This window comes from Tenacibaculum sp. 190524A02b (assembly GCF_964036645.1).
Taxonomy (GTDB): Bacteria; Bacteroidota; Bacteroidia; order Flavobacteriales; family Flavobacteriaceae; genus Polaribacter; species Polaribacter vairaonense.
Genome location: NZ_OZ038525.1, coordinates 4,609,104 through 4,633,465 on the forward strand (window position 1 = coordinate 4,609,104; position 24,362 = coordinate 4,633,465).

Genomic DNA, 24,362 nt, shown 5'->3' on the forward strand with positions numbered 1-24,362 from the left:
ACTAATAGTATCCTTTTTTATGAGTTTTATTAATTATAACGCTCAACACTAAAAGGTGTAATATCTAAAGATGTTTTTTGGTCTGAAACTATTTCAGAAACTAGTTTTCCTGTAGCTGGTCCTAGACTCCATCCCATCATAGCGTGTCCAGTTGCAACAGTTGTATTTGTAACCTTAGATAATTTTCCAATATATGGAAGTCCATCAGGAGAACAAGGACGTAAACCAGGTTGGGCATTTGCAATATCTTTTTGGTCTATTTGTAAACCATTGTAATAGTTCTCAGCTGCATTAGCAATGGTAGCTACTCTTTTGGAATTAACTGTATTGTTAATTCCATTAATTTCCATAGTACCAGCAAATCTCGTAAAACCATCCATTGGTGTTACGGCAACTTTACGTTCAATTAAAATAGCTGGCAAAGTAATACCAGTTTCTTTTTTAACATTAATACGGTATCCTTTACCTGCTTGAACAGGAATAGTAATGCCTAATTTTTTAGCAAAATTTTGTGTCCATGAGCCAGTAGCAATAACTACTTCATCTGGAGTGAAATTTTTATTCTTGGTAGTTAAAGAAGTAATTTTATTAGATGAAACATTAATATCAGTTACTTCTTCATTAGAAATTAAGGCAACACCGTTTTTTTCTAGGTATGATTTTAATTGATGTATATATTCACTTGGGCTCATATGTGCATCACAATGGAAATATACACCTCCTTTAATGTTTAAGTCAACATTAGGTTCTAACTTTTGAACTTCTTCTTTACTTAGATTTTCTACTTTTAAGCCTTCCTGAATAGCTCTTTGTCCTACTTTCCATTCCTCTTCACCAGCTTTTTCAGTTTGGTAGTACATCATTAACCCTTTATCTTGATAAAAGAAATCAATATCTCCACTAGCTTTAATACCTTCGTATAAATCTTTACTTAGCAAGTTGATGTCTTTAATTACAGGAATTGAACTTTCAACTTTTGAAGCAGTAGACGCTTGTTTAAATAACCAAGACCAACGAATGAAATCAAAATCTAAACGTGGTTTTATAGATAAAGGACTCGTAGAGCTAAACATCCACTTTATTCCTTTATTAATCATTCCAGGAGCTGCTAAAGAAATAATATGACTAGGAGTTAAAATTCCCGCATTAACATGGGAAGCTCCTTCTGTAAAATCAGTTTTGTCAATAACAGTAACTTGATGCCCATCTTTTTGTAAATAATAAGCAGTAGATAATCCAATTATACCACCACCAATAACTACAACATTTTTACTCATAGTTTAATTCCAATTAAAATTCCATATAGGTTTTTGTCCTAAAAGATGTTCAACAAAGTAGTTCCATCTTTTTTTAATGACATAATTTCTGTGTAATCCTTTATATCCATGATTTTGACTTGGTAAAATTAATAAGTCAAAATCTTTGTCAGCCTTTATCAATGCTTCAGAAAGTTTAAACGTGGCTGAAGGATTTACATTATTATCCATTCCTCCATGTATTAATAACAATTTACCTTGCAAATTTTTTGCATTTGTAATGTTTGAGGTTTTATGATAACTTTCATCAACAGGCCATCCCATATACATTTCTGGCCACCAGGCTTTTTCCATTCTAAAATCATGGTCAGCAGCACTAGAAACACCAACTTTAAAAGTTTCAGGGAAAGCAAGCATAGCTCTACCAGTGTCAAAACCACCAGCTGAATGTCCAAAAATCCCAACCTTATCGCCATCAATCCAACTATATTTGTTACTAAGATACTTAATTGCCTTCACATGATCTTCTAAATTATTTCCCATGTTTTTGTAGGAATGATTGTGAAATGCTTTTGATCTACTAGAAGTACCTAAACCATCTACAACTACTACAATAAAACCTAATTCAGCTAATGATTGATTCATGAAAATAGAACCATAAGATTTTGGAAACATTTGTGTATGCGGTCCAGTATAGGTTCTGTCTATAATTGGATACTTTTTATTAGGATCAAAGTGTGTAGGTTTCCACATAGCCCCATAAATAGTAGTTTTATTATCCTTTGCTTTTAATGAAAATACTTCTGGATGTTTCCATCCTTTTTTAGTGAAATATTCAGTATTAGCTTTAGTTAATTTAGCTTTAATTGCTCCGTTTTTAGAAACGCGTAAAACTGTTTGTGTAGGTATAGATACTGTTGAATAGTTATCTACAAAATACTCACCACCTTCAGAAAAAGAAATAATATGATGTGCATTTTCAGGAGTTAATAAAGTTACATTTCCTGAAAAATCAGCTTTGTACAGTTGCTGATGATACGGATTCATATTTTTATTTTTCCCTGAAGCTAAGAAATAAATTAATTTCCGTTTGGAATCTATAAATGAAATTTTATTTACTACATAGTTTCCATTGGTGATTGATTTTGTTTCATTGGTTTCTAAATCAGTCAAGTAAAGTTGTTTCCACCCAGAACGTTCTGATAAAAAAACAATTTTACCTAAATCTTTAATTAATCTATAGTTAAAACCATCAATATTAGTAGTGCTTCCTTCTTTTATAACCGTTTGTTCTTGTTTTGTTATTAGATTAACTTTCTTTACAAATTCTTTTTGATAACCTCTTTCAGAATAATTTGCAATAGCAATACCCGATACTTCTGTCCATTCAATAGAAACAGAATTAATATGTGTGTTTTTAGGAAGTTTAGTAGGTATTTCTTTCTTAGTATCTAAACTAAAAAATTTTGGTTGCATGTAAACCATATTTTTATCACCAGGAGAACCTCTGTAATATGAAAGTAATTTTGGACGATATAAAGTGTCTATACTATTATCAAGTAGGTACATTTTATTAGCCTTAGTTAAATCACATAAGTTAGCCATTAAGTATTTTGAGTCTGGAGACCAGTTTACCCAAAAGTGCTTTGGGCGTTCACCGTTTTCGCCTTCCATCAAGTCATACCAACCGTACCAAGTTGCATACTCGTAATTTTTTTTACCATCAAAAGTTAATTGATATTCTTTTGAGGTTTTTGTAGATTTTATATAAAGATTGTAGTCTTTTGTATAAGCAATCCATTTCTTATCAGGAGAAGTAGATTCAAAGTAGTTTTCAGTTTTTTTACTTTCTAACTCAATCAATTTTAATACATTATTTTTAGTATTATATGTATAAAGTTTTTTATTGAATTTGAATTGAAGTTTGTTTTTATCTAACTTTTTTAGGCTAGATAGGTTTATTTTATAGGGCGTGACTTTTTGGTCGTTTTGCTTTTGAAGAAGTGTAGCTAATTTTTTGTGATTAAAAAGTGGAGTTACGTTGTTGTTTTTAAAAGAAACCTTCAAGTACTCTTTACCTTGAGTATTGTTATTAGTAAACCACAAACCAGAACCATCTTCAAACCAATTAGTTTTTGTATGTATATTAAAAGCTGTTTTATTATTATAATTTGCATACATAAAGCTAACAGCGCTTTTATAGTTTTCAGAGCTTATTTGTTGTCCATAACAAACAAAAGAAATACAAATAAATAATAATATAAATAAGTTTTGTAGTAGTTTCACGATATAGAGTATAGGTTATATAAATGAGGGTATAAAAGCCTACACCAATAAATAATAATGCAGGCCTTAATTTATTTAAAAATTAAATTAGATAACTTGAAAACCAAAAGCGTATGGGTCATCTTCATCATCAATAACAATATTGTTATATCCATATACCTTAGCCCATCCTTGAATGCTAGGAACAATTGCTGTTTTTCCATCTAAAGTGGTTTCTTCAACAACGCGGCCAATGAATTTACTACCAATAAAGCTTTCATGTATAAAGTCCTCTCCTTGTTTAAGTTTTCCTTTAGCATGTAATTGTGCTATCCTAGCGGAAGTTCCTGTACCGCAAGGACTCCTGTCAATAGCTTTGTCTCCATAAAAAACAGCATTTCTACCAGAAGAGGTAGGATCTATTGTATCGCCTGTCCATAACATATGACTTACATCTCTAATAGTATCATTTTCTGGATGAATAAACATGTCAGGATATTTTTCATTAATTCTATCTCTAACTATTTGCGAGTATTGAATTATTTTTGAAGCAGTAAAATCTTGAATTCCTGAAAAGTTTTTTTGTGGATCTACAATGGCGTAATAGTTACCTCCATAAGAAACATCAAAAGTTATTTCTCCTAATTCAGGACATTCAACTGTTAACCCTTCAGCAGCTAAGTAACTTTTAACATTAGTCAAACGTACCCAATCTACTTTTTTTCCTGTTTGTTGATATTCAATTTCAACTAAACCGGCAGGTGCTTCCATTCGAATTTTACCAGGCACTTTTGGTGTAACTAAACCTTCCTCTATAGCAATAGTAATAGTACCAATAGTACCATGTCCACACATAGGCAAACAACCAGAAGTTTCTATAAATAAAATACCGAAATCATTTTCAGGATTGTGAGGAGGATAAAGTATAGAGCCACTCATCATATCATGACCACGAGGCTCAAACATTAATCCTTTTCTAATCCAATCATATTCTTTAAGGAAATGTTGACGTTTTTCACTCATATTATTCCCTTCAAGGTTTGGGCCTCCACCTGCAACTACACGAACTGGATTACCACAGGTATGAGCATCAACACAAAAAAAAGTTTTTCTCATTGTATAAAAATTGAATTGCCAACTTGTATTTCTCTATAGAAAAACCCCTTCACTATTTTTCTATTTTGAAAACTCCAAGTTGGCGTTATTACAATTTTCTTTAGATAATAAGTCAAAAATTATTTTTTTATACTCATAAGTTTATCTAAAGAAATATTAAAATCTATTTTAGATAGTCTCTTTTGTTAACTGACCATCAATAGTTCTAGTAACATTTAAAGGGTTCTCATTCTTAAGTTCCTCTGGTAATAATTCATCAGGGAATCCTTGAAAACTAAATGGACGTACCCAACGGTTAATTGAATTTACTCCTACAGCCGAAAAACGACTGTCAGATGAAGCTGGGTAAGGACCACCATGTGTCATTGCTTCTGTAACTTCTACACCTGTAGGGACACCGTTTAATATAATACGTCCCACTCTATTTTGTAAAGCATTTACAACATCAGAAAGATTTTCATAATCTGATGGCTCAGCAATGATAGTTCCAGTTAATTGTCCTTCTAAGCAATTGATTACATCTACTAATTCTTCCTGATCTTTAGCTTTAACTACTAAAGAGAAAGGACCAAAAACTTCTTGATGTAATTTTGGGTTTGCTAAAAACTCTTTACCAGAAACAGATGCAATTTGAGTAGGAGCGTAGTTAGCCTCTACGTTACTATCATCTATTTTAGAAATAATTTCAACACCTTCTTGAGATGAAACTGATTCTCCATTTTTAACAAAATCTCTTTTAATATTTGGGTGTAACATACACTGAGGAGCAATGGCAGTAGCTTTTTCCCCTAAATCTTTTATAAAAGATTGTGTATTGGCATCATCAATAGTTAAAATTAAACCTGGATTTGTACAAAATTGCCCAGTTCCTAAAGTAATAGAACCAGCATAAGTAGTTGCTATTTCTTCTGATTTATTAGCAATTGAAGCAGGTGTTATGATAACAGGGTTAATACTTCCCATTTCTGCAAAAACAGGAATAGGTTCTTCACGGTTAGCAGCTAAATTAAATAAAGCTCTTCCACCTCCAATACTACCTGTAAATCCTACTGCTTTTACTTTTGGGTGTTTAACTAATGCAGCTCCTACAACACGCCCACTTCCAGCAATATTAGAAAATACACCATTTGGCATTCCTGTTTTTTCAGCAGCTTTGATAATTGCAGAAGCAACTAATTCTCCAGTACCTGCGTGCATAGAATGTGACTTTACAATTACTGGACAACCTGCAGCTAATGCACTTGCAGTATCTCCACCAGCAGTTGAAAATGCTAAAGGAAAATTACTCGCTGCAAAAACAACAACGGGGCCTAATGGAATGTTAATTCTTCTAATATCTGGTTTTGGGAATGGTTCACGAGTTGGGTTTGCTGTGTCAATTACATTTTTTTTCCATGATCCTTCACGTACTAATTCAGCAAAGGTTCTTAATTGGAAAACTGTTCTTCCTCTTTCTCCCATAGCTCTCCCTTCAGGTAAACCAGATTCACTTGTGTACATTTGTATAAGTGCATCATCTAATGCTAATATTTCATCAGCAATTGCATCTAAAAATTCAGCTTTTCTAGCTCCAGATAAGTTTCTATATTCTTTAAATGCTTGGTGAGCTAACTCAACCGCTTCATCTACTTCTTCTAATGTTGCTTCGTAAAAATCACATTCATTTTCTATGTTTAGTTGAGGGTTGAAGGTTTTGTTAGTAACACTTCCTTTAGCAGAAAGTTTATTACCGATATAGTTTTTTCCTGTAACTGTTGCGGTTATTGTAGTCATAATTAAGTTTTTTGATGAAGCTTTTTTATATAAAACTAAAGTAGAGATATTTAAATAATACCTCCACTTAGTTGTTTGTTGTTTTTAGTTTAAATAGCTAATTCTAAAGCTTTATAGTCTGGTAATTCAGGACGATTTTTTACTCCTTCTTCAATAATTTGTAAAACACGTTCACGCTCTTCACCAATTAAAGGTAGCCTAGGAGCTCTAACATTTTCAGTACCAATACCTGTAGCTACTTCAGCTAATTTAATGTTTTGTACTAATTTAGCATTAATATCTAATTCTAACAAAGGTAGGAACCAACGATAAATTTCTAATGCTTCTTCTGATTTTCCTGCTTTAGCTAAATTAAAAATAGCAACAGTCTCAGCTGGGAAAGCACAAACTAAACCAGCAACCCAACCATCGGCTCCCATAAATAAGCTTTCTAAAGCTAAGGTATCAACACCACTTAAAATAGCTAATCTATCACCAAAACGGTTTTTAATACGAGTCACATTAGATAAATCTCTTGTAGATTCTTTAACAGCTTGTATGTTTGGACATTCGTTTAATAATTCCTCAAACATATCTAAAGTAACTTCAATACCATAATCAACAGGGTTGTTGTATACCATTATAGGTAAGTTAGTAGAGTTAGCAGTTTGTTTGAAAAACTCAACTGTTTCTCTAGCGTCAGCTTTATAACGCATTGGAGGTAACATCATTAAAGCGGCAGCACCATCTTCTTCTGCTTTTTTAGCAGCTTCAATAGCCCCTTTAGTAGTTTGTTCAGCAATATTCATAATTACAGGAACAGCACCATCTACAACGCGTACAGCTTCTCTAACTACTACACGTTTTTCTTCATCTGATAAAGTAGAAGCTTCTCCTAGAGTACCTCCTAAAATAATTCCATGTACACCAGCTTCTAATTGTGCTTTAATGTTTATAGCAAACATTTCTAAGTCTAATGTATCATCATTTGTAAATTTTGTTGTCACTGCGGGCATAACGCCTTTCCATTGAATGCTCATTGTAAATTGTTTTTTTTACAAATTTATATTGAAAAAGAATAGCTTTTAAGCATTTCATTAACTCATGTTGGTACTATTTTAACAGGTTAAGTTGTTTTATGAGGATTTATTGTGTATATTTAATAGATTTGAAAAGAAAATTATCTCATGAAAGTATTACCATTCAAAATACCAAAGGCAAAAAATATAGGACTAATTTATCAGGAAGATAAAGGAGCATTTTTTTACGATAAATTACACCAACACGAAGAAATACAAATTTGTTACATTGTTAAAGGTGAAGGCGCACTTGTTGTCGGAGATTCTGTTAATGAATATGTAAGTGGTGATGTGTTAGTTATTGGAGGAAATCAACCACATGTTTTTAAAAGTGATATTACTAATATTAAAAATTCATTTATGATTTCTCTTTTTTTTACAAGAGAATCCTTTGGTGATGTGTTTTTTCAGTTAGATGACTTCAAAGAGTTAGGAATATTCTTTGATAATGCTAAGACGAGTTTTAAAGTTTTGAATAATAAACAGAAGTTGATGAATTACTTTAAGAAGATTTCTAAAGGAGATGATTTTGATAGGTTTATTATTTTTATGAAAATATTAAGGGTAATGATAAACTCTGATATAGAAAGATTATCAACCTTTTTGTATACAAAAAAATATACAGATAATGAAGGGAAAAGAATGGGGAATGTAATGGATTATACATTGACAAATTACGATAAAAAGATTGATTTAGAAGAAGTGGCTGATGTAGCAAATATGACACCTAATGCATTTTGTAGATACTTTAAACAACGTACTAATAAAACATATTTTACTTTTTTAAATGAAATTAGAGTTGAGAAAGCTTGTAAGCTTCTTCAAAATAGAGAGTTTTTAATTACGGAGATATCAGAGAAATCAGGGTTCAAAAATATATCTAATTTTAATAGAAAATTTAAAGAAATAAAAGGTGTTACACCTTCTGAGTATAGATTGGCTTATTAATTTAGAAAAAAAATCTATTGTACACAATATTTTTAGGGTAAAAAGGTTTTAACTTGTTTATATTTGGGACCCTTATTATTCTTTTATGAGAAAACAGATACATTTCCTAATACTATTTTTTTGTTGCTATGTTCAAATAAAAGCACAAGAAACTTTACCAATTTATGCTGATTATTTATCAGATAACGTATACTTATTGCATCCAGCTGCAGCTGGTATAGGTGATTGTGGAAAGATTAGATTGACAGCCAGACAGCAGTGGGTAGGTGTTAAAAATTCACCTGAATTACAAACATTGAGTTTTCATGCTAATGGTGGAGAATATTCCAAAACAGGTTATGGTCTAGTATTATTTAATGATAGTAATGGATATCATTCGCAGAGAGCAGTTCAAGGGACTTACGCTTATCATATTAATTTTGGAAATGAGAATTTGTTTAACCAATTATCATTTGGATTGTCGTTGTCTGCTGTTCAAAATGAGGTAGACCAAACGGGCTTTTTTAATGATCCAGCTGTAAATCAGGTTATAGAAAGTAGTTTTTATTTTAATGCTGATTTTGGTTTGGGATATCATTACAAAGGATTTTCTTCTTATTTAACTATAAAAAATATATTGTTATCCGCTAAGAGCAAACTTGATGATAATTTTGAATCTTTAAATTTGAGAAACTTTATTATTGGTGGGGCATATTTTTTTGGTGATGAAGAAAAATTACAATATGAACCATCTGTAATGTTTCAATTTAAAGAAGGTACAGGAGAAAAGATAATGGATTTGAATTTTAAGGTGTATAAAAAAATGACAAACATGCAATTATGGGGAGCTATTTCTTATAGAAAAAACTTTGATAGTAGTGTGTTTGGGAATTCGCAATACATTACACCAATAGTGGGTGTAAATTATAAGAAATTTATGTTTGCATATACTTACACCAAGCAAACAGGAGATTTAATATTCTCTAATGGTAATTTTCATCAAATATCTCTTGGAATGAATATTTTATGTAGAAAAAGAAGAGCTTCGGCTTGTCCAAATATTAATGGTAGTTTTTAAAAATTATGCTCAATAATTTCAATTTCTGTGGCATAATTTTTTAAGATTTTACCTAGAGTATTTTTGTTTTTATTAATGTAAAAAGTGTATTTAACTTCTAACATTTTTTTTACTTCTTCTTTTTTATTTGATAACTTCAAATTTTCTAGTACTCGTTTTGTTTGAAGTGCTACAGCATAACCAGAGTCAATTATTGTTATGTCAGTACCAACAATATCCTGAATTTTTTGTTTTAAATATGGATAATGAGTACAACCTAGTACAATACAATCAGTATTAGCTTGCTTCATAGGCGTTAAATACTTGGTTAAGAGATAATCCATTTTAAGACTATTTAACTCATCATTTTCAATTAAGTCAACTAAACCTTCACCTACTTGTTCAATAATGGTTATATCGCTTTCTAAAGATGAAGAAGTCTTTTCAAAAAGCTCACTATTTAAAGTACCTTTAGTAGCTAGAATACCAATTACATTATTTTTAGTTTTTAATGAAGCTGGTTTGATAGCTGGTTCAATACCTATGAATGGAACATCATATTTTTCTCTTAAAACTTTAATCGCGTTTGTTGTAGCTGTATTGCAAGCAACAACAATAATTTTACAATTATTTTCTAATAAAAACTCAGTGTTTTTTATAGATAGGTTTACAATTTCTTCTTTGGTTTTTTGCCCGTAGGGAGCATTTTTACTATCTGATAAGTATATTGTATGTTCAAGGGGTAGAAGTGCTCTTATTTCTTGCCAAATTGAGGTTCCACCAATACCAGAGTCAAATATGCCTATAGGAGATTCACTTTTCATATAAATGCAAAATTAAAAAACCTGCTGTAAAAAGCAGGTTTTTAACAATAAATTATATTTAACTAATATATTAGAATCCTAATTTAGCTTTAACTGCGTTGTAAATATCTTCACCTTTTTCGTAAACGATTAAACCTTTACCTGGTGCAGCGTCAAACACATAAATAATTCCTTTTTCAGCAGCTACAGCTTTAATAGCATCTTCAGCTTTCTTTAAAATAGGAAGTGTTTTTTCTTGATATTTTTTTTGCATTTCTTGACTAGCAGCTTGCTCAGCTTGACTTATTTTAAGTCTATCTTGTTGTACTTCTACTGCTCTTTTTTGATTAGCTTCTTGAGTTTGAGTTTTTCCTTCAGCTTCATATTTCTTTATCTTAGCTTCAAGTTTCTTATATAAAGCTTCGATATCATCACGGTAAGTTTTGTTTAATTTCTCTAATTCTGCCTTCATAGCCTTTGTTGCAGGCATTTCAGCTAACAATTTATCAGTGTTAATATGTGCAGTTTTTTGCGCGCTAACAACCCCACCAAAACCAACTGTAAAAATTGCAACTAATAATAACGTTTTAAAATGTTTCATCTCTGTTGTTTTAATTTAATTATTGTCTTTATTCTTGATTTTATTTGCTTTCTTTATTTTGTTGCTCTAATTTTTTCTTCTCTTCTTGAGCTTTTCTTAAAGCATCTCTCTTTTCTTGTAATAACTTTCTTTTTTTAGCTCTGGCTTTTAATCTAGCCTGTCTTTTTTCTTCTATTTCTTTAACCTTTGCAGCTCTTGCGTCTAATTTTTTCTTTTTTAAGGCTGCCTTTTTTTCTTGTAATAATTTTTGTTTTTCGCTTACTTCACCATTTTTTAATAATGCCTTTTTAGCTGCTATTTTATCTTTTTTAGCCTGTTGTTTTTGATCAATATTAATCATTTTAACAACTAAATCACTAATGTCATGTTTCTTATTTGAATAAAGCATAACTAAATCACCAGACTTGTCAAATACAAAATCATATTTTTTTCTTTTAGCTATGGTTTGTACAGAATTGAAAACTTGATCTTGAACTGGTTTAATCAACTGTTTTCTTAAATTATACATATCACCTCTAGGACCAAAATATAAAGATTCAAGTCTTCTTAATGATTCTTGCTTTATGTTAATGTCTTCCTCTCTTTCTTCTATTAAGTCTTTGGTTAAAATTGCCTTTTCGTTTGATAAGTCAGTTTTTAAAACCTCTATACTTCTAGCTTCTTTATCTAGTTCTGCTTTCCATTTCTCAACTTTGGCATTTAAGGAATTTTGGGCTTCAATATATTCAGGAATATTTTGAAGTATGTATTCCATATCTATATATGCAATACGCTGACCTTTTTGTGCAAAAGTAATAGTTGCTAAAAATAAAAGAACGATCGATAAAATGTTTTTCTTCATCTTGTTATAATGTGTTTAGAAAAAACCGTGCCAAAAAACCAGACACATTACAAATGTAAGGTTTTAGAACTGTCTTCCAATAATAAAATGTGTTTGCCAACCAGATTTTGTTGGGTTTATACTATTTTCCAGACCAGGTAAAGGATCAAACCCATGAGCAAAATCAATACCTAATAGTCCAAAAGCAGGCATAAATATACGAATACCTAATCCAGCCGAGCGCTTTAATCTAAACGGATTAAAATCGCTAAAATTGTCATATGAATTACCTGCTTCTAAGAATCCTAATGTATAAATTGAAGCAGATGGTTTGTCTGTTATAGAATAACGTAACTCTAATTGGAATTTATTGTAAATAGAACCTCCATCTAAAGAAGAAATACGGTTATTTTCATAACCTCTTAAGCCAATAACTTCTCTACCATCTAACTGACCTTGTGCAATTCCATCACCACCAACAAAATATCTTTCAACAGGTGTTAATCCTAATTCTTTATTATAAGTTCCTAAATAGCCAATTTCAAAGTTAGACATTAATACAAGCTTTTTAGCTAATTGAGAATACCACTTTCCTTTGGCAGATAATTTATAATATTCTAACCATTTATATTTATCAGCAAAATAAGCTTGCTGTTCAGGAGAACCTTGAATAAAATTATTTGAGTTTTCAAATGTTCTACCGCTTATTAAAGAATATGGTAAAGTAGCTTTTGCTCTAATTGTAAATTCAGATCCATAGGTAGGAAACACTAAACTAGGACCAGAAGAGTTTCTAGTAAGTGCTACACTATATGCTAAATTGTTAAGATCACCATCACGTAAAACTGCATTTGAAGAACCTACTCGATATCCATAGTTTTGAAGAGCAATTCTTTGATAGCTGATAGATTGAGAAAGTTGGAAGTAATCATCAGGCCAATTTAAACGTTTTCCTAACCCTATAGAAGCACCTATAATACTTAAACTCTCATCTCTATTAACAGTATTAGATCTAAAGTCAAACCTGTATTGATTAGATAAATATACCGAGAAAGACAATGATTGTGGAGTTTTTCCTCCTAACCATGGTTCAGTAAAAGAAAAGCTATACGTGTTAAATGTTCTACTTGCTTGTAATCTTAAAGATAGACTTTGTCCATCTCCCATTGGTAAAGGTTTATACGCTTCTTTGTTAAAAATATTTCTAATAGAAAAGTTATTAAAAGATAATCCTAAAGTACCAATGAATGATCCACCACCATAACCTCCTTGTAATTCAATTTGACTACCTCCTTTTTCAGTAACAGAAAATTCAATGTCTGCTGTTTTATCTTGATAATTAGGTTTTACATCAGGAGTTACATTAGTATCAAAAAATCCTAATTGTCCAATTTCACGAATAGATCTGATAATATTTTGTCTACTAAATAAATCACCAGGTTTTACGCGTAGTTCACGATAAATAACATGATCATTTGTTTTGTCATTACCAACAACTGTAACCTTTTTAATAGTGGCTTGTTCGTCTTCTCTAATTCTAACTTCAACAGTAATAGAATCATTTTTAACCTTTGTTTCTACTGCATTTACTTGTGAGAAAAGGAAACCATTGTTATGATATAAAGTTTGAATATCGGTAGAAGTTGGTGTTCCATCACCAGATATTCTTTCCTTTAAAACTTTACCATTATAAACATCACCTTTGTCAATACGCAAAATGTTCTGTAGTTGTTCGTCTGTGTAAGTTTTATTTCCTACAAAAAGAATATCAGCAAAACGATATTGACGACCTTCTTCAAGTTTAATTTCTAAATTGATAGTATTGTCATCATTCCAAGTAATGTTGTCAGATAATATACGAGCATCTCTAAAACCTCTTTCACTGTATTTTTCTAAAATACTTTCTAAGTCAGCTTTATAATCATCAATAACATATTTTGATGATTTCCAAAAGCGACCGAAAAACTTACGTTTGGTGTTTTTCATAGCCCCTCTTAAAGATCCATCAGCTAAAGCTTTATTACCAACAAAATTAATTTCTTTTATTTTGATACGGTTTCCTCTATCAATAAAAATACTCATGCTAACAGTATTAACATCAGACGTGTCTTTTTGAGTATCTAAAGTAACTTTGGTTTTTAAATATCCCTTATCAGTGTATTTTTTCTTTATATAGTTACGAGTGGTTACAATTAAGTTATCAGTAACCATAACCCCTTTTTTTAACTCGGTCTCTTTTTTTATGTCTTTAATTTTAGATTTACTTAATCCAGAAATAGAAACATTTGATAATTGAGGTAGTTCAATTACATCAAATTGTAAGTAAACAGTTTCTCCATCTAACTTAGATAAATAAACATCAACTTGACTAAATTGTTTACTTTCATATAGCTTTTTTATAGCGCTAGTTAATTTATCACCAGGTAATTTTACTGGTTGTCCAACAACTAACCCAGTGTAAACTCTAACGGTTTGTTCACTAAATTTTTGTAATCCTGTAACAGTAATACCGCCTAGGGTATATTCCTTACCTTTTTCATAAGGAATTACTGTTGATGAATTGTTGTTTTCTTTTTGCTGAGCTTGTGTGTTTACTAATGTAAAAGCAGTTATAAATAATGCTAAAAGGTACGAGTACTTATTCATTTGCTTCAATCTGTTCACTTGTTTTTCCAAATCGTCTTTCCCTGTTTTGATAATTTAAAATGGCATCAAAAAGATGTTCTTTTCTAAAGTCTGGCCACAGTACTTCCGTAAAATAAAGTTCTGCATAAGCCATTTGCCATAGTAAAAAATTACTAATTCTGTGTTCCCCACTTGTACGTATCATTAAATCAACGTCCGGCAAATTAAAGGTATATAAATGATTATTTATAATTTTATCGTCAATTTTTTCCAATTCTAATTCTTTATTAACAACTTTTTTAGATATGTTTTTGACAGCGTTAACAATTTCCTCTCTTGAGCCATAACTTAAAGCAAAACTCAAAGTGATTTTTTTATTGTTTTTGGTTTCATCAATAACTTTCTTCAGAATTTTTTGAGCATTTTGAGGTAAGCTATTGATATTTCCAACAGCATTAACTTTCACATCTTTCCTCATAAATTCAGGTAGTTCTTTTTTCAAAGTAGTTACCAATAAACTCATCAAAGCATCTACCTCAAATTTTGGTCTATTCCAGTTTTCAGTAGAAAAAGCATATAATGTTAAAAATTTAACGCCAAGTTCAGAAGCAGTATCAGCAGTTTCTCTAATAGCAGTTAAAGCATTTCTATGCCCAAAAACACGTTGCATTCCTTTACCTTTTGCCCATCTTCCGTTTCCATCCATTATTATGGCTATATGGTTTGGTACTTTATGTAAGTTAATGCTTCGTAGTTTTTCGTCCATATTTATTCTGTTAATCCACTAAAACATTGTGGCCTGCCAAAGGTATAAACAATTGATAAACCAGAAAAGGCATACCAATCATTTCCATTACCGCCAAAGTTAAGTGCGTCTATTTTAGGAGTGCTATAATCCAACTCATCTGTAAAAGAATATCTTGCGCCAATTTCAAAAGCAATGGCTACATCTTTAAAAAGTAATCCTTTAATACCTATTCCAAAAGGTAATGAATAAGAGAATTTACTTTCTAATTGTACTTGGTTATTAGAAAGTAATTTTGTTGGACTTTTATAATTAAAGGCTGCTATTTCTGTAAAAATGTATGGAGTATACGTTGTCTTATAATCACTTATATTGTAATCATAAAAGTTAAACTCTATTCCAGCAGCAAATTCATGTATTATATTTGTGAATTTTCTTCCAATAGTTTGTCTGTAAGGGTTTTCCGATTCAGTATTATCTCCTGAAACTGGTATGTAAGTATAAGTTCCCCTAAGAGCAATTCTAGGGTTTAAATTGTATTTATATACTAAACCTCCAGCTACTTTGTTTGGGTAAATGTAGTTTTCTTTACCAATATCCCCAATGAAATTTGAGCCTCCAAAAAAGAAGCCTATTTCATGACTTTGAGCTTTACAGATTACTGATGCTAGTATAAGCGTTATAAATAAAAATCGTTTTTCCATTGTAAAAATAGCGTGCAAATATAGGGAATTGAATTTGCTTTAAAAAGTTAATAAACCGTCTTTTTTGATTAACTTCCTTTTTGCTAAAATATTGTGGTAAATTTTTTTATAAAGCTTCATTTCTAGTGTCTTCTCCCCATAAAAGTTTTCCTCTAAGGGTTTTTAAATAAGATTGGTTTTTTGGTAGTATACTTTTAATTGTAAAAGGTGCTTTTTTTATTTTGACCTTAGTGTTTTGTTCAACGGTGGTTATTCTTGAGTCTAAAGAAATTAAAAAATCTTTTTCTCTTGCACTAACTTCTAACTGAATAGATGTTTCATCTGGTATTACCATAGGGCGTGCATTTAAATTATGAGGTGCAATTGGGGTAATAACAAAACTTTTTGAATTAGGAAGTATAACTGGACCATCACAGCTTAAAGAGTAACCTGTAGAACCGGTTGGTGTAGCTATAATTAGGCCATCCGCCCAATAATTGGTTAAATATTCGTTGTTAAGATAGGTGTTTATCCCAATCATTGAGGTTGTATTTCGCCTAGCAATGGTTATTTCATTTAGAGCAAAATTCAATTCAGAAAGTTCTTCAGCAATAGGAGAAGTCTCTATTTGTAATAGCGTTCTTTCTTGAATTGTATATTCTTTTTTTAATAATAGTTCAACAGCTTCTTCAATTTGGTTTTTTTGAACTGTAGCTAAAAATCCAAGTCTTCCGGTATTAATACCCATAATGGGGATGTCAAGATTTCGAATATAAGTGACAGCTCTTAAAATTGTTCCATCACCTCCAATAGTGAAAAGTACATCAAAAGAGTTTGATAAATCATTAAAATGAGTAAAGGTTGGGTATTTTTTTTCTAATGATTTGTTTTTAATTAATAAATCGTAAAACTGCTTTTCAAAAAAAACAACAATCCCGTATTTCTTTAAAATAGATAAAAGAATTTTTATTTCCTTTTCCGCAGAAATAGTATAAGCTTGTCCGTAAATGGCTACTTTTTTCACTTTTTAAAAAATTTAATAGTAGGTAAAATAAAGAAGTTACATGTCTAAATACTTTCTCAAATATCTAGCTCTGTCTTTAAGTTCTTCTAAGTAAAAATCATCTTCATGTTGTGTAACTACATCATAATCATATCTTCTAAATGTTTGAATAATTTCATTGATTTCATTAGAAGCTACTTTTAGAGTTACTTGCATTTTGTCAGGACCTTCATGAGAAATATACATACCTAAAAGTTTTCCCTTATTGCTTTCAACAATTTGAGATATTTCACTCATAGAGTGGTCATTTTTGTTTTTACGAATTATAAGTGTTTCACTTTCTAGGTGTAAAAAAGGACTGTCAGCAAACGCATCAAGGATATCACCTAATTCATAGTAACCAATGTAATTTAAATCTTTGTCTAATACAGGAATTAAATTACAATCATTATCAGCAAATAAGGTAACTAAATCTAGTAAAGTTGCTTTTTCATGAGTATAAAAGTGATCTAAAAGATAGTCGTAATCTTTTAAATATCCTTTTTTATCATCAATGGTTTGAATATCACTTTCAGGTAAACAGCCTACAAGTTTTTTGTTTTTTACTACAGGAATATGCGTAATTGGTAAGTTTTCAAATACTTCTTGGGCGCAGCCTACAGTATGAGTTAAACTTAATTCTTTAATTTCGTTGAGTATAAAATCGTTAATATTCATTAGTACGAATATAGTTTAAAATGATTTAATAAGTTACTTTTGCCAATTATAAAAGTTTACAAAATATTTACAAGCAAATTTTTAATTATACATGGCAAAGTTAAGTGTAAATATAAATAAAATTGCAACGTTACGTAACTCTAGAGGGGGTAATGTTCCAAATTTATTACAAGTTGCAAAAGATGTTCAAGGGTTTGGAGCTGAGGGAATAACTATTCATCCAAGGCCAGATGAAAGGCATATTCGTTACCAAGACGCTTATGATTTAAAAAATGTAGTAACCACAGAGTACAACATTGAAGGAAACCCAATTAAAAAGTTTACAGACTTAGTTTTAGAAATTAAGCCAACTCAAGTTACTTTGGTTCCAGATGGAGAAAATGTGCTAACGTCAAATGCAGGATGGGATACTATTTCTAATCAATCATACTTGCAAGAAGTAATCCAAGAATTTAAATCCGCAGGTATTAGAACGTCTATCTTCATTGATACAGATTTAAAATTAATTGAAGCAGCAGCTAAAACAGGAACAGATAGAATAGAGTTGTACACAGAGAAATATGCAACAGAATTTGAAAAAGGCAATAAAGAAGCAGTAGAACCTTATACAAAAGCAGCAATGTTAGCAAATGAACTTGGTTTAGGAATTAATGCAGGACATGACCTAAACCTTGAGAATGTTCAATTTTTTAAACAAAATATTCCAAATTTAGCTGAAGTTTCAATAGGACATGCGCTTATTTCAGAGAGTATTTATTTAGGAATAGAAAATGTAGTTAATATGTATTTGCATAGATTACAATAACTCCAAGTTATGAAAGTTTTACATTCAAGGATAATAGGAACAGGTGAGCCATTGATAATATTACATGGTTATTTTGGGATGGGTGATAATTGGAAAACTCATGCTAATAAATTTGCTGAAGATGGTTTTGAAGTACATTTAATAGATCAGCGAAACCATGGTAGAAGTTTTCATGCAGAGGCTTTTGATTATGAATTATTAGTTGAAGATTTACATAATTACATTCTGAACTATAAACTTGAAAGCGTTAGTATTTTAGGCCATTCAATGGGAGGTAAGACAGCAATGTTGTTTGCTGTTGAGTTTCCTGAGTTTGTAAAAAAGCTACTGGTAGCAGATATTTCGCCAAGAAATTATCCGCCACATCATAACGATATTTTAGCAGCTTTAAATTCAGTAGATTTTAATGTGCAGAACTCTAGGAAGCTAGTAGATGAAAAACTGGCAGAACTAATTTCAGAAGTTGGGGTTAGACAATTTTTATTGAAAAGCTTATATTGGAAAGAAAAAGGAGTACTTGCTTTTCGATTCAATTTAAAATCATTAACTGAAAATAATAAAGAAGTAGGAGTAGCTCTACCTTCATTTACAGTTTATGATGGGGTAACGTTGTTTTTAGCTGGAGAGAAATCTGGTTATATATCAAATGAAGATTTCCCTTTAATAAATGCACATTTTCCAAATTCATCAGTGGAAAAAGTGTCAAAAGCAGGGCATTGGTTACATGCAGAGAACCCATTGGAGTTTTATGAAAAAGTAATTAAATTTCTCAAATAGTAATTAAAAACACTGTTTGGTTTAGAATTTTGTTAGTTTTAAAAGCGAGGTAGAAAAAAATCTACCCCACTTTTGTCCTCCTCATTCTGTCCATCTTTAAGGGATGTCTTTGTTATCAATGTTTGTAGCAGAATTTATATGTGAATTAATAACTAATCGTTTTTCTCTTTTATGATTGTTGAAAACTGTTATAATGGCTTTGGCTATTATTAAATTATTTCTTTTCCCAGCATATACCTTTTGTATGGTTTCTAAAGAAAAAGAATAGTTGTTCTCTTTTAGATAGTTCCTTACTTTTTCTCGGTATTTATAAGGTTTTATTTTTTCTAATTCTTCTCGTTGCACTTTAGTAATCATAAAAACTATAGTTTCTTTTTGGTAGTTGACATTAGTTTTAATTTATATTTGTACGTGTTTTGTACTTAATATGATACAAATATACAAACAAAATTCTATAATTAAAACATAATTCTAATAAAATTAGAAAAAAGTTAATTTTGCATGAGCGACTTTATTGATGAAACATATAAAAGAGTAGAGGAAGTTATTATATATAATAATATGAATATAAGGTCTTTTGAGAATAAAATTGATGTTTCTAATAATTCTATAGGTACTGCAATAAGAAGAAAAGCTTCTTTTAAAAGTAATGTGTTAAACAAAATTCTAAAAGCTTTTCCAGAAATAAGCCCAACATGGTTATTAACTGGTCAAGGAACTATGTTGATACAAAATAAAGCGGAAGAACCAGCTGACCCATATGGAGAAATAGATTTAACGTTTAAGGTTAAGGAGAAATTATTGGTTTTACTGTCTGAGGATAAAGAGATACTTCAAATTTTGAATAACCGAATTATAGAAGTTTTAAATGATAAATAAGTAAAAGTGTTTTTGCCATTAATAGTAGAATAATTATTTTGAATTTGTAATGTTGTTTGTGGTTCTTCGAGTTAAAAAGAAACCAGAGGAATTAATCGCTCTGACTTTAGTAAATTAGTCAAGGTTATTAAAATTGAAATAAACTTGTTTGTTGTGGTATAAATCTGTGATTCTACTTTCCTTTATAGTAGGTATTGAAGATATATTAGAGAGCCGCAAATATAACTTTAGCTTTAGCATACTGGTTTAATGTTTTTATTTCTCATTCAAAAAATATGGTTAAACCTCCTCTGTTATCTAAACTTAAAGTGTTCAATTTGAATTTAAACTAGCTGTTGAGTCTGTATAGTGATTATAAGTTCAAATTAAGAAGTGCAATTGTTTATGTTAATAAAATAAAGATAATATGTATAAAGTCTGCCAAATTAACAGAAGTAACTATTTGGTATAGTTTTAGACAAGAAAGAAGAAAAGGTTTTATATGAAGATATTTTTAAAAATACTATTAACTGCATTGGCTGTAATAATATTAGCAAATATTTTACCAGGTATTGAAGTTAATAATTATACAACGGCACTTTTGGTAGCAATAACTATAGCGCTTTTGAATATGTTAGTTAGGCCTTTGTTAATAGTGTTTACTTTACCGGTTACTATTTTAACATTAGGACTATTTTTATTTGTAATAAACGCAGTTATAATATTGTTTGCAGGGAAATTGGTAACAGGGTTTGAGGTTTATGGTTTTTTTTCTGCATTATTTTTTAGTATCCTTTTATCAATATTTAGATCTTTTTTATTTTCATTTTTAAAAGAAAAAAAGAAAAAGAAATAAACAAATAACTTATATACAGTATTTAACAATAAAAAAAGTAAAATAAAGCGTACTTTACTACTTCTCTCTAAAAGTCTTGGTTCTCAATAAGAAAAGTAGTAGTTTTGCACCCGATTTTAAAGAAACAGATTTTAAGATGAACATAACAAAAGAAAACGTAGATGCACTAAATGCCATTGTAAAGGTTGACATTGTTGCAGATGATTATAAAGATAAAGTAACAAAAGTTTTGAATGACTACCGTAAAACAGCTAACATACCAGGTTTTAGAAAAGGTCATGTACCAATGGGAATGGTAAAAAAGCAATACGGTAAAGCTGTAATGATTGATGAAGTTAATAAGCTTTTACAAGAGTCTTTAAATAAATTTTTAGTAGAAGAAAAATTAGATATCTTAGGTAATCCATTACCAAAAGTAAATGAAAGTTTTTCTTGGGAATCTGAGCAGTTTTCTTTTGAGTTTGAATTAGGATTGGCTCCAGAGTTTGATGTAGATTTAAAATCTAAGAAAGTAAAAAGATACAATATTGTTGCAACTGATGAATTAATTGAAAAGGAGGTTGAAAACATTCAAACTCGTTATGGTAAATTAATTACTTTAGAGGAAGGTGAAGAGCATTCTAATGTAACAGGAACTTTTGTTAATGAAGAAAAAGAAATTAATAAAAAATCTACTTTTTTAGTTAACGATTTAAAAGGAAAGAAAAACGAAAAGAAGTTAATCGGAGCTAAAGTAGGAGATGTTATTGAGTTAGATACTAAAAAGCTTTTTGAAGATGATAATAAGTTGCAACAAGTTTTAGGTGTTTCTAATGATGATGCTAAAGATTTAGATATTAAAGTTACATTCACTGTAGAAGAAATAAATAAAACAGAAAAAGCAGAATTAGATCAAGAATTATTTGATAAGTTGTTTCCTGATGGAAGTGTAAAAACTGTAACTGAGTTAAAAGAGAAGATAAAAGAAGATGCTGAGAAGCAATTTCAACAACAAGCAGATCAACAGTTATTAAATGCTGTAACTGAAACTTTAGTTGATAATACGAAGTTTGATTTACCAAAAGATTTTTTACAAAAGTGGTTACAAACTGCGGGTGAAAAAGAGTTAACAGCAGAAGAAGCTGCAGCAGAATACGAAAAATCTGAAAAAGGATTACGTTATCAATTAATTGAAGGTAAAATCATGAAAGATAACGAAATTAAGGTTGATTATGCTGAGTTAGTTGAGTATGCTAAAGGATTTATTAAAGCACAAATGGCTCAGTTTGGAAATATGAACCCAGAAGAAGAAGAACTAGAAGGAATAGCGGGTCGTGTTTTATCAAACCAAGACGAGGCACGTCGTTTACAAGAACAGTTAGTATCTCAAAAGTTAGTAGCTTTCTTTAAAGAGAACATGAAGTTTGATACTAAAGAAGTGAGTTATGAAGATTTTATTAAGGAAGTATACAATGTAGACGGAAAATAAGAAAATCTTAAATATATAAAACAAACCTGAACGCAAGTTCAGGTTTTTGCTTTAAAGAACACTATTTTTTTAACTGAATAGTTCTTATATTTACAACTTCATAACCAGAAAAAACATTTAATATAATGGATTACGGAAAAGAGTTTGAAAAATACGCAACTAAGCATCACGGAATAAGTAGCAGCTATTATGGTAAAATAACTAGCAGTTTAACACCATATATAATGGAAGAACGCCAGTTAAATATTACACAAATGGACGTGTTTTCTCGTTTAATGATGGACAGAATTATATTTCTAGGAACAGGAATTAATGATCAGGTGGCAAATGTAATTCAGGCTCAGTTATTATTTTTAGAAAGTGTTGATGCTACTAAAGATATTTCAATCTATATTAACTCTCCTGGTGGAGGCGTTTATGCTGGACTTGGAATTTATGATACAATGCAATTTATTAAACCAGATGTAGCAACTATTTGTACTGGTATGGCAGCCTCAATGGGTGCTGTTTTAATGTGTGCAGGAGAGAAGGGAAAAAGGTCTGCTTTACCGCACTCACGTATTATGATTCACCAACCTTTAGGTGGAGCTCAAGGACAAGCTTCTGATATGGAGATTACAGTTAAAGAAATAGGGAAATTAAAAACAGAATTATATAATATTATTTCTCACCATTCTGGACAACCTTTTGATAAGGTACATGCAGATTCTGACAGAGACTATTGGATGAAAGCAGAAGAAGCTAAAGAATATGGAATGGTTGATGAGATTTTAAAAAGAAAATAATTTCAATTATTGTAAAAGATAAAATGAAGTAACCTTTTAAGGTTACTTCATTGTTGTCTTTTTATAATAGTATTATAATAAAGCAAGATAATGTCGAAAGAAGAAAACTTACAATGTTCCTTTTGTGGGCGAAAAAAACCTGAAACGGATTTATTAATAGCTGGTTTAGATGCTCATATTTGTGATAAATGTATTGAGCAAGCCTACGGAATAGTTCAAGAGGAGATAGCAGAGGCTAAAACAAGTAGTTTGTCTAGTGATTTAACCTTAAAAAAGCCTAAAGAAATAAAAGCTTTTTTAGATGAGTACATTATTGGGCAAAATCAAACTAAAAAAGCAATGTCCGTAGCTGTATATAATCATTATAAAAGATTATTACAGTCTAAAGATGATGATAATGAAGTTGAAATAGAAAAATCTAATATTGTTTTAGTTGGAGAAACAGGAACAGGTAAAACATTAGTAGCTCGTACTATTGCTAAAATGTTAAATGTGCCTTTTTCTATAGTTGATGCTACTGTATTGACACAGGCAGGATATGTTGGGGAAGATGTTGAAAGTATTTTGAGTCGTTTATTACAAGCGGCAGATTATGATGTTGAAAAGGCAGAAAGAGGCATTGTTTTTATTGATGAAATAGATAAAATAGCTCGTAAAGGTGACAACCCTTCTATAACAAGAGATGTTTCTGGAGAAGGTGTTCAACAAGCTTTATTGAAATTATTAGAAGGTGCTGTAGTAAATGTAGCACCTAAAGGAGGAAGAAAACACCCTGAACAAAAATTTATTGAAGTAAATACTAAAGACATTTTATTTATAGCTGGAGGAGCGTTTTCTGGAATAGATAGAATTATAAGTAAACGCTTAAATATGCAAGCTGTTGGGTATAGCGCTTCTATAGATGAAGATAAAATTGATGAGAATAACTTATTACAATATATTATTCCTTCAGATTTAAAAAACTTTGGTTTAATTCCTGAAATTATTGGACGCTTACCAGTCTTAAGTTATATGAATCCATTAGATGCTAAAACATTAAGAGCTATTTTAACGGAACCTAAAAATTCTATTATAAAGCAGTATCAAAAGCTGTTTTCTATGGATGATGTTGAGTTTTCAATGACAGAAGAAGCATTACAATTTATTGTTGATAAAGCCGTAGAATATAAATTAGGGGCGCGTGGGTTAAGGTCTTTATGTGAAGCAATTTTAACTGATGCTATGTTTGAGCTACCAAGTGGAGATGATAAAGAATTTATTGTTGATGTTGAGTACGCTGAAAATAAACTAACAAAAACTGCTTTAACAAAACTAAAAGCGGCATCTTAGTTAAAGTAGGATGTATATATAAAATAAAGCCCTTA

23 protein-coding genes are annotated in these 24,362 nt (G+C 30.4%); 9 read left to right on the forward strand and 14 right to left on the reverse strand.

Going from position 1 to position 24,362, the window contains the following annotated elements:
- Positions 1–29: 29 nt before the first annotated feature.
- The 5 genes from ABNT65_RS18720 to ABNT65_RS18740 all read right to left on the reverse strand — a co-directional run bounded on the left by ABNT65_RS18720 (position 30) and on the right by ABNT65_RS18740 (position 7,429).
- Entirely contained in the window at positions 30–1,277 is a 1,248-nt protein-coding gene (locus ABNT65_RS18720; RefSeq protein ID WP_348707173.1) for an NAD(P)/FAD-dependent oxidoreductase, read from the reverse strand.
- Between the two features lie 3 nt (positions 1,278–1,280).
- Positions 1,281–3,542, reverse strand: coding sequence for a S9 family peptidase (locus ABNT65_RS18725; RefSeq protein ID WP_348707174.1), 2,262 nt, complete (start codon positions 3,540–3,542; stop codon positions 1,281–1,283).
- An 87-nt stretch (positions 3,543–3,629) separates the two neighbouring features.
- Positions 3,630–4,637, reverse strand: coding sequence for a 4-hydroxyproline epimerase (locus ABNT65_RS18730; protein WP_348707175.1), 1,008 nt, complete (start codon positions 4,635–4,637; stop codon positions 3,630–3,632).
- A 168-nt stretch (positions 4,638–4,805) separates the two neighbouring features.
- Complete coding sequence (locus ABNT65_RS18735) at positions 4,806–6,410, reverse strand: aldehyde dehydrogenase (NADP(+)) (RefSeq protein WP_348707176.1); 1,605 nt, start codon at positions 6,408–6,410, stop codon at positions 4,806–4,808.
- Between the two features lie 89 nt (positions 6,411–6,499).
- A complete protein-coding gene (locus tag ABNT65_RS18740; protein ID WP_348707177.1) occupies positions 6,500–7,429 on the reverse strand; it encodes a dihydrodipicolinate synthase family protein in 930 nt (309 codons plus the stop codon).
- A 147-nt stretch (positions 7,430–7,576) separates the two neighbouring features.
- On the opposite strand from ABNT65_RS18740, the gene ABNT65_RS18745 reads away from it, so the two are divergent.
- Positions 7,577–8,416 (forward strand): AraC family transcriptional regulator, encoded by an 840-nt coding sequence (locus ABNT65_RS18745; RefSeq protein WP_348707178.1) that lies wholly within the window; start codon positions 7,577–7,579, stop codon positions 8,414–8,416.
- A gap of 85 nt (positions 8,417–8,501) precedes the next feature.
- Positions 8,502–9,473, forward strand: a complete 972-nt coding sequence (locus ABNT65_RS18750) for a type IX secretion system membrane protein PorP/SprF (RefSeq protein WP_348707179.1) — start codon at positions 8,502–8,504, stop codon at positions 9,471–9,473.
- Here ABNT65_RS18750 and murI read toward each other — a convergent pair.
- The 8 genes from murI to ABNT65_RS18790 all read right to left on the reverse strand — a co-directional run bounded on the left by murI (position 9,470) and on the right by ABNT65_RS18790 (position 17,449).
- On the reverse strand, positions 9,470–10,276 hold the full coding sequence (gene murI / locus ABNT65_RS18755; protein WP_348746572.1) for a glutamate racemase: 807 nt from the start codon (positions 10,274–10,276) through the stop codon (positions 9,470–9,472). The two genes, ABNT65_RS18750 and murI, sit on opposite strands and share 4 nt — an antisense overlap.
- 70 nt (positions 10,277–10,346) lie before the next feature.
- Positions 10,347–10,856, reverse strand: a complete 510-nt coding sequence (locus tag ABNT65_RS18760) for an OmpH family outer membrane protein (protein WP_348707181.1) — start codon at positions 10,854–10,856, stop codon at positions 10,347–10,349.
- A 40-nt stretch (positions 10,857–10,896) separates the two neighbouring features.
- On the reverse strand, positions 10,897–11,697 hold the full coding sequence (locus ABNT65_RS18765) for an OmpH family outer membrane protein (protein ID WP_348707182.1): 801 nt from the start codon (positions 11,695–11,697) through the stop codon (positions 10,897–10,899).
- Between the two features lie 63 nt (positions 11,698–11,760).
- Positions 11,761–14,322, reverse strand: a complete 2,562-nt coding sequence (bamA, locus tag ABNT65_RS18770; protein WP_348707183.1) for an outer membrane protein assembly factor BamA — start codon at positions 14,320–14,322, stop codon at positions 11,761–11,763.
- Positions 14,315–15,067, reverse strand: coding sequence for an isoprenyl transferase (locus ABNT65_RS18775; protein ID WP_348707184.1), 753 nt, complete (start codon positions 15,065–15,067; stop codon positions 14,315–14,317). Before ABNT65_RS18775 ends, bamA begins: the two co-directional genes overlap by 8 nt.
- Positions 15,068–15,069: 2 nt before the next feature.
- Positions 15,070–15,750, reverse strand: a complete 681-nt coding sequence (locus ABNT65_RS18780; protein WP_348707185.1) for a DUF6089 family protein — start codon at positions 15,748–15,750, stop codon at positions 15,070–15,072.
- Between the two features lie 106 nt (positions 15,751–15,856).
- Entirely contained in the window at positions 15,857–16,753 is an 897-nt protein-coding gene (locus ABNT65_RS18785) for an NAD kinase (protein ID WP_348746573.1), read from the reverse strand.
- A 36-nt stretch (positions 16,754–16,789) separates the two neighbouring features.
- Positions 16,790–17,449, reverse strand: a complete 660-nt coding sequence (locus tag ABNT65_RS18790) for a CBS domain-containing protein (protein ID WP_348707187.1) — start codon at positions 17,447–17,449, stop codon at positions 16,790–16,792.
- 91 nt (positions 17,450–17,540) lie between these two features.
- On the opposite strand from ABNT65_RS18790, the gene ABNT65_RS18795 reads away from it, so the two are divergent.
- Positions 17,541–18,254: a pyridoxine 5'-phosphate synthase gene (locus tag ABNT65_RS18795; RefSeq protein ID WP_348746574.1), complete on the forward strand. Its 714-nt coding sequence runs from the start codon at positions 17,541–17,543 to the stop codon at positions 18,252–18,254.
- 9 nt (positions 18,255–18,263) lie between these two features.
- Complete coding sequence (locus ABNT65_RS18800) at positions 18,264–19,031, forward strand: alpha/beta fold hydrolase (RefSeq protein ID WP_348740115.1); 768 nt, start codon at positions 18,264–18,266, stop codon at positions 19,029–19,031.
- Between the two features lie 96 nt (positions 19,032–19,127).
- Here ABNT65_RS18800 and ABNT65_RS18805 read toward each other — a convergent pair whose 3' ends face one another.
- Positions 19,128–19,388: a hypothetical protein gene (locus tag ABNT65_RS18805; protein ID WP_348707190.1), complete on the reverse strand. Its 261-nt coding sequence runs from the start codon at positions 19,386–19,388 to the stop codon at positions 19,128–19,130.
- Between the two features lie 144 nt (positions 19,389–19,532).
- Between ABNT65_RS18805 and ABNT65_RS18810 the strand changes: the two genes are divergently transcribed.
- From ABNT65_RS18810 to clpX, 5 genes are all read left to right on the forward strand, one after another.
- Positions 19,533–19,910: a hypothetical protein gene (locus tag ABNT65_RS18810; RefSeq protein ID WP_348746575.1), complete on the forward strand. Its 378-nt coding sequence runs from the start codon at positions 19,533–19,535 to the stop codon at positions 19,908–19,910.
- Positions 19,911–20,391: 481 nt separating this feature from the next.
- Entirely contained in the window at positions 20,392–20,745 is a 354-nt protein-coding gene (locus ABNT65_RS18815; RefSeq protein WP_348707192.1) for a phage holin family protein, read from the forward strand.
- Positions 20,746–20,881: 136 nt separating this feature from the next.
- The gene (tig, locus tag ABNT65_RS18820) at positions 20,882–22,213 is read left to right on the forward strand and encodes a trigger factor (protein WP_348707193.1); all 1,332 of its coding nucleotides are present in this window, start codon (positions 20,882–20,884) and stop codon (positions 22,211–22,213) included.
- 125 nt (positions 22,214–22,338) lie between these two features.
- Positions 22,339–22,998, forward strand: a complete 660-nt coding sequence (clpP, locus tag ABNT65_RS18825) for an ATP-dependent Clp endopeptidase proteolytic subunit ClpP (RefSeq protein WP_348707194.1) — start codon at positions 22,339–22,341, stop codon at positions 22,996–22,998.
- A gap of 90 nt (positions 22,999–23,088) precedes the next feature.
- Complete coding sequence (clpX, locus tag ABNT65_RS18830; protein WP_348707195.1) at positions 23,089–24,327, forward strand: ATP-dependent Clp protease ATP-binding subunit ClpX; 1,239 nt, start codon at positions 23,089–23,091, stop codon at positions 24,325–24,327.
- The last annotated feature ends 35 nt before the right edge of the window (positions 24,328–24,362 follow it).